This window comes from Thiorhodococcus fuscus, assembly GCF_042682685.1.
Classification (GTDB): Bacteria; Pseudomonadota; Gammaproteobacteria; order Chromatiales; family Chromatiaceae; genus Imhoffiella; species Imhoffiella fuscus.
The window spans coordinates 106,666-112,665 of the sequence record NZ_JBHUHX010000040.1 but is presented as its reverse complement, the minus strand read 5'-3'; the positions used below and the strand labels follow the sequence as shown (position 1 = coordinate 112,665).

At 61.5% G+C, this 6,000-nt stretch carries 7 protein-coding genes; 1 reads left to right on the top strand and 6 read right to left on the bottom strand.

Annotated elements, in window-relative coordinates; translation table 11 throughout:
* Positions 1–602: 602 nt before the first annotated feature.
* The 5 genes from dnaB to rpsF form a co-directional block, all read right to left on the bottom strand.
* On the bottom strand, positions 603–2,000 hold the full coding sequence (dnaB, locus tag ACFSJC_RS14645; RefSeq protein ID WP_386027761.1) for a replicative DNA helicase: 1,398 nt from the start codon (positions 1,998–2,000) through the stop codon (positions 603–605).
* 297 nt (positions 2,001–2,297) lie between these two features.
* On the bottom strand, positions 2,298–2,747 hold the full coding sequence (rplI, locus tag ACFSJC_RS14640; RefSeq protein WP_386027760.1) for a 50S ribosomal protein L9: 450 nt from the start codon (positions 2,745–2,747) through the stop codon (positions 2,298–2,300).
* A 48-nt stretch (positions 2,748–2,795) separates the two neighbouring features.
* Positions 2,796–3,707, bottom strand: a complete 912-nt coding sequence (locus ACFSJC_RS14635) for a YybS family protein (RefSeq protein WP_386027759.1) — start codon at positions 3,705–3,707, stop codon at positions 2,796–2,798.
* Positions 3,708–3,803: 96 nt separating this feature from the next.
* Positions 3,804–4,028: a 30S ribosomal protein S18 gene (gene rpsR, locus ACFSJC_RS14630; protein WP_007042066.1), complete on the bottom strand. Its 225-nt coding sequence runs from the start codon at positions 4,026–4,028 to the stop codon at positions 3,804–3,806.
* A gap of 68 nt (positions 4,029–4,096) precedes the next feature.
* On the bottom strand, positions 4,097–4,510 hold the full coding sequence (gene rpsF / locus ACFSJC_RS14625) for a 30S ribosomal protein S6 (RefSeq protein WP_386027758.1): 414 nt from the start codon (positions 4,508–4,510) through the stop codon (positions 4,097–4,099).
* 211 nt (positions 4,511–4,721) lie between these two features.
* Between rpsF and ACFSJC_RS14620 the strand changes: the two genes are divergently transcribed.
* Positions 4,722–5,207: a cyclic nucleotide-binding domain-containing protein gene (locus ACFSJC_RS14620; RefSeq protein WP_386027757.1), complete on the top strand. Its 486-nt coding sequence runs from the start codon at positions 4,722–4,724 to the stop codon at positions 5,205–5,207.
* Between the two features lie 36 nt (positions 5,208–5,243).
* Here the strand turns inward: ACFSJC_RS14620 and ACFSJC_RS14615 are convergent, their stop codons facing one another.
* Complete coding sequence (locus ACFSJC_RS14615; RefSeq protein WP_386027755.1) at positions 5,244–5,759, bottom strand: hypothetical protein; 516 nt, start codon at positions 5,757–5,759, stop codon at positions 5,244–5,246.
* Positions 5,760–6,000: the final 241 nt, after the last annotated feature.

The window sequence follows — 6,000 nt, the reverse complement described above, 5'->3', positions numbered from 1 at the left end:
TTCCATCTTCCGGAGACGCGATATGCTGCTCAATTTTAATGTCCGGATATCACATTAGATGGCTATACACCTCCGAAGTCGAGATCCTTAACGGTCATGCCCAAGTCTTTTAGATCCATCGCTAAATTCTCGCAGATTGCTTACAAGTGCGCCCAACAATGGATTATACCGTTTCCGTGTAACGTACCACTTCTCGTGAGGCGTTGGCGCGAAAACCGCTCTCGCGGTGGGAAATCTCCGTCTATCCTGGTTCGGTAGGCGTGATAAACAGAAGGACGGCTATATGCCTTGCGTTGGTTCCAGCCCGATTTGTCCTCCTGATTCGACGAGACCTTGTTGCGGCGAATTCGAGTGTTCCGCTGAGGGTCTATGCAACTTGTAACCATGCTCCTTGTCCGCCGTCTACCCGAATGCAGACCCCAGCCAACGATCCCCCGGCGACCGCAACTGGGACAGAGCAGGCAGATAGAACAAACTCCAGAGAACCCGCTTACCGAGGCATGTTAAGGGAGCTGGGCGAGAGCATGCTCTTGAATTCTGAACAACACGAAGGAGCAAATCGCGGTTTGTGAAATGGCCACTTGCTTCACTCCACTCCTAGTTCACTCGCCGTAATAGTTACCGATGAAGTTCTCGAACTTGGTGTACTTGCCAAGGAAGGTCAGACGCACGGTTCCGATCGGGCCGTTACGCTGCTTGGCGATGATGATCTCGGCGACACCCTTGTCGTTGCTGTCCTCGTGATAGACCTCGTCGCGATAGATGAAGACGATGAGGTCTGCGTCCTGTTCAATGGCTCCAGACTCACGAAGATCCGACATCACCGGACGCTTGTTCGGACGCTGCTCCAGGCTGCGGTTGAGCTGCGAGAGCGCGATGACCGGGACGTTGAGCTCCTTGGCCAGTCCCTTGAGCGAGCGCGAGATGGCCGAGATCTCGGTCGCCCGGTTCTCGCCCGCGCCCGGAGCCTGCATGAGCTGCAGATAGTCGAGCACGATCAGGCCCAGGTCGTTCTGCTCGCGCTTCAGACGCCGGGCCCGGGCGCGCACCTCGGTCGGGGACATCGCGGGGGTGTCGTCGATGAACATGGGCGCGCCGGCGAGGATGTTGACCGCCGAGGTCAGACGCGGCCATTCGTCGTCCTCCAGCTTGCCGGTGCGCACCCGGTGCTGATCGATGCGGCCCAGCGAGGACATCATGCGCATGGCGAGCGAGTCGCCCGGCATCTCCATACTGAAGACGGCCACCGGTCGCTTGGACTGGATGGCGACGTTCTCGGCGATATTCATCGCGAAGGTAGTCTTACCCATCGACGGGCGTCCGGCCACGATGATGAGATCCGAAGGCTGCAACCCAGAGGTCATCTCGTCGAAGTCAGAAAATCCGGTCCCCAGCCCGGTGATAGGCTCGTCGCGCTGATAGAGCGTGTCGATGCGCTCCACCGCCCGGCTCAACAGCACCTTGATCGATTGAAAACCGCCCCCGCCGCGCGACTCCTGCTCGGCGATGGCGAACACCTTACGCTCGGCATCATCGAGCAGCTCGGAGGCATCGCGCCCCTGAGGGTTGTAGCCGCTGTCGGCGATCTCGGTCCCGGCGGAGATCATCTGCCTGAGCACCGAGGTCTGACGCACGATCCGTGCGTAGGCCTTGATGTTCGCGGCGCTAGGGGTCTCGTTGACCAGCGTCCCCAGATAGGGCAAGCCGCCGGCGTCGCTCAGACGCTCGGTGCGCTCGAGCGTCTCCGCCAGCGTCACCACATCGAATGGCTGATCGCTCTCGGCGAGCTTGACGATGGCCGCAAAGATGAGCCGATGCTCGCGCCGGTAGAGATCCTTTTCCGCGACCATGTCGGCCACCCGGTCCCAGGCGCTGTTATCGAGCATGAGACCGCCAAGCAGGGACTGTTCGGCGTGGATATTGTGTGGAGGAACGCGCAGGTCGTCGACCCCCGCCTCCGATGCGAGTTTCGCAATCTCGTCGGCATCTGAATCGAACATGAGTCCTCGAACAGGCGAAGAAGCAGGCCGCGCTCTAGGGCGATAGACCTACGGAGACAATGGCGGAAGAAGGCGGTCACCGCACCCGGAGGCGGGAGACGACGGCCTCGTCGTAAGGCGTCATTCTGTCGCGCTGAACGAAGTGAAACAAGAGCGCCGCAGACGGAGCGAGGACAGGACAGAAAGCCCTGATGGGCGGAAACGGAAACGGATTCGAACGCGGCTACCCGGCCGAATGGGCCGAGCCGACCGAACGATCAGGCCCCATCCCGGCAAGGCCGGGATGGTCGCGAGACATCAGTCCCCAGGGACGACGTCGACCTTGATCTCAACGTCCACATCCACGTGCAGATGCAGAACGACGTCGTACTCGCCAACCGTACGGAAGGCGCCATTCGGCAAGCGGACCTCGGACTTGTCCAGCTCGAAACCGGCCTCGACTGCCGCCTGGGCGATGTCAGCGGTTCCGACCGAGCCGAAGAGACGACCCTCGTCGCCAGCCTTACGGGCGACGGTCAGTCGAACGCCTTCCAGACGCGCCTTGCGCGCCTCGGCCGCAGCCAGCAGCTCAGCAGCCTCGCGCTCCAGCTCGGCACGACGGGCCTCGAACGCCTCCAGGTTCTCCGGCGTCGCGGCGACCGCGAATCCGCCCGGAAGCAAATAGTTGCGACCGTAGCCCGAGCGAACCTTCACCTTGTCGCCGAGCACACCCAGGTTGCCCACATTCTTCAGCAGGATGACTTCCACTTGTGTATTCCTCTCAAAATTCGTTTGGATGCCGCAATCCGAATGATGTCAGCCTGGCTTTGAGGTACGACGCGCCACTCGGCCACGAATGTCCAGCCAGACATCCACCAAGCCGAGACAGGCAACCAACAGCCCCATCTGCGGCATGAACAACACCATCAGCACATATAAACCGATCAACCATCCCCGAGGAGCATTCCGGATGTGACGCACGCCATGCGCCACGGCCAGGCCCTGCAACAGCAGGAGCACGCCCGACACCGGCAACAGCCCAGCCGCAACGCCCGCGCCGGCCCCTATGAGGACCCAGCCCAACAGGACCAAAAACAGGCCCCCTGCGACACGACCGATGTCGAGCGCTCTGAATTCCTGCCCGAAGCCGCCCGGATTGAAGAGCACCGCCTGCCACCAACGCGCCAGAAAGAGACCGACGAGCGATTGCAGCACGAGCCCGGCCGCAAAGGCGCCGGTCATCCAGCGCTCGATTTCCGCAAACAGCGCCTGGCTGGACTCCGCCTCGATCAGACCATCTTTGAGCAGCGACTGGCGAACCGGATCCAGCAATTGATGCCAGTAGTCCGCCGGATCGCCGATCAGCGTAAAGAGGACGACCACCAGCAGCAGACCGCCGAGCCCTGCCAGCTGGACCGTTAGATCGAGCGAGCGCCCCAGACGCAGAACGACGGCCAACGCCCAGACGGGCAGCCAGAAGACTAGCAGGACCCCCAAGGCCGGCCAAGGCGAGCCGAGCGCGAGCCAGGCGAACATCCCGGCCCCCAGCGTCGACAACAGCATGAGCAGGGCACCCGCGCGCGCGCCATTGCGAAGCGTCACCAGCCCGACCGAAGCCGAGCTGATCAGCCCCAGAAGCGGCATCAGCATCGACAGCAGAGCCGAAACCGCAGCGACCAACGCCGCCTGCGAATAGCCCCGCATAACGAAATGAGCGAGCGCCTTCAATGCGGAGACCTATACCGGGGATGTCATGCGAGCGCGCCGGAAGTCAACATGGGCGCCGCAACGCGACGACCCACGAGACCCCGAGCGCGCCCTCGATCAGTGGCCGTCGGTGTAGGGGAGCAGGGCCAGATAGCGCGCGCGCTTGATGGCCTGGGCCAACTGACGCTGATACTTGGCCGAGGTGCCGGTGATACGGCTCGGCACGATCTTGCCGGACTCGCTCACATAGGCCTTGAGCAGGTTGAGATCTTTGTAATCGATCTCGGTGATGCCCTCAGCGGTGAAGCGGCAATAGCGCTTGCGGCGAAAGAAACGAGACATGGATTTCTCCGTAGTTTTTTAGCTTGAGCAGGATTCGCGATACGCGACGGATTCAGACGAGCGACGAATCAATCGTCGCTGGAATCGCTGTCACGGGAGCGGGAATCGTTATCGGAACGAGAATCGTCGTCGGACGAATCGGAATCGGAACGCTCACGCTCCTCACCAGTCTTCGCGAGCGGCGAAGGCTCGGTGACAGCGTCCTTGCGGCTGATGATCAGATTGCGCAGAACAGCGTCGTTGAAACGGAAGGTGTTCTCGAGCTCGTCGATCGTTTCCTGATCGCACTCGATGTTCATCAGCACATAATGCGCCTTGTGAACCTTGTTGATCGGATAGGCCAGCGGACGCCGCCCCCAGTCCTCAAGGCGATGGATGACACCGCCACGCTTCTCCAGATTGCCCTGATAGCGCTCGATCATGCCGGGCACCTGCTCGCTCTGGCTGGGATGAACCAGAAAAACCACTTCGTAATGTCGCATTGCTGCTCCCTTCGGATTGGCAGCCTCCCGACGAAAATCGGTGAGGCAAGGAGTATCCCCGATATTTCAGGGAATCGCGCATTCTATATGAAAAGAGCGCAACGATAAAACCCTAAAAAGCAACCCGCCACGAAGCGCCCCGCTTGCTCAAATTTCAACCCTGGATCAAACTGACGAAACATCAGTAAATCAGAATATTGGGGACTTCCAGATGAGCATCGAGAACGACTTCGCCTCGCTTCGCCGGTCTACTCTGAGTGCCAGCCTCACGGACGACGAGGTCGAGGCGCTGGCCGTCATCGCCTGCTGCAGACGGCTCGCCGACCAAGAGGTTCTGATCAAGGAAGGGAACGTGGACAACAGTCTGCACATCATCACGGAGGGGGCGATCGCGGTAACGCGCGATATCGGCAAGGGCGAATACACCACCATCCATGTGCTGCGCACCGGCGACCTGGCGGGCGAGATGGGCTTCATCAGCGGACAACCCCATACTGCGACGCTCCGCTCGCTCGGACGCACCCAGGTCTGCAGCTTCGAGCGCGACGCCTTCGAATCGCTCCTGGCCGAACACCCCTGGCTGGTCTATCGCGTGATGCAGAACATCGTCAAGGTGAGCCAGGACATTTTGAGACGCATGAACGCACAGCACGTCGAGCTGACCAAATACGTCAGCCGCTCGCACGCCCTCTACTGAGCGCCCGAGAACCCAAAACGCGGATCGTTCGCCGAGCTATCGCGACTGCAGGTCATGCAACCCCTGCCCGAGCTGCCGCGCCGCATCCTCGACGCCGCGCTGCGCACGCTCCAGCAGATCGCGCCCCTGCCCCAGCATGGCCCGACCGACCGCATCGGCCAGCTCGCGACCCGAGACCTCACGGCCGTTCAGGATGACGCGACTCGGCGAGGTCGAATAGGCGGACAGAGGGTCGGCCAACGTCAAGGCCGTATCCTCAACCGCATCGTACCGATAAAAACAGGCCGCGCGCATGGATCGGGGCGAGCCATCCCCGGCGCGGGACTCGAAGCCCAGATCCACCCTCAGCTCCTCGCTGCGGCGCATCCGGGTCTCGACCCGGGTCCATTCGACCGATTCGGGTGCAGGCCGCGACAACTCCAATGCGAGATCCTTGCACAGGACGACCCGCACGTCCTCGCGGGAATCCGAGCATCCGTTCACCGCGACGACCCCGGCCACCAAGAGCGCGCGGATCGCGGCACTCTGGAGATTCGAGAAGATGGCATTCATGCAAAGGCTCCAGGAAACAGCATCATTTTAGAAACGAACGGACCGGCGCTGCGGACGAAAACGCGGACACCACATATCGCAATCACGAAGGACGAGCGCGACGCGTATACTAGGCACGCCTACGCCATCCCTCTTCAGACGCGTGCCGATCGAAGCTGGGACTCATCGCAACCGAGGGCCGCGACCAGAGCGCCTTCCTCCGAAGAGCCGCTCGCGCCGAACCGACAACGACCGACGGACG

Coding starts and splice junctions, on each gene's coding strand:
- dnaB (WP_386027761.1), bottom strand. CDS start 2,000: ATGTTCGATTCAGATGCCGACGAGATTGCGAAACTCGCATCGGAGGCG.
- rpsR (WP_007042066.1), bottom strand. CDS start 4,028: ATGTCTCGTTTCTTTCGCCGCAAGCGCTATTGCCGCTTCACCGCTGAG.
- rpsF (WP_386027758.1), bottom strand. CDS start 4,510: ATGCGACATTACGAAGTGGTTTTTCTGGTTCATCCCAGCCAGAGCGAG.
- ACFSJC_RS14620 (WP_386027757.1), top strand. CDS start 4,722: ATGAGCATCGAGAACGACTTCGCCTCGCTTCGCCGGTCTACTCTGAGT.
- ACFSJC_RS14615 (WP_386027755.1), bottom strand. CDS start 5,759: ATGAATGCCATCTTCTCGAATCTCCAGAGTGCCGCGATCCGCGCGCTC.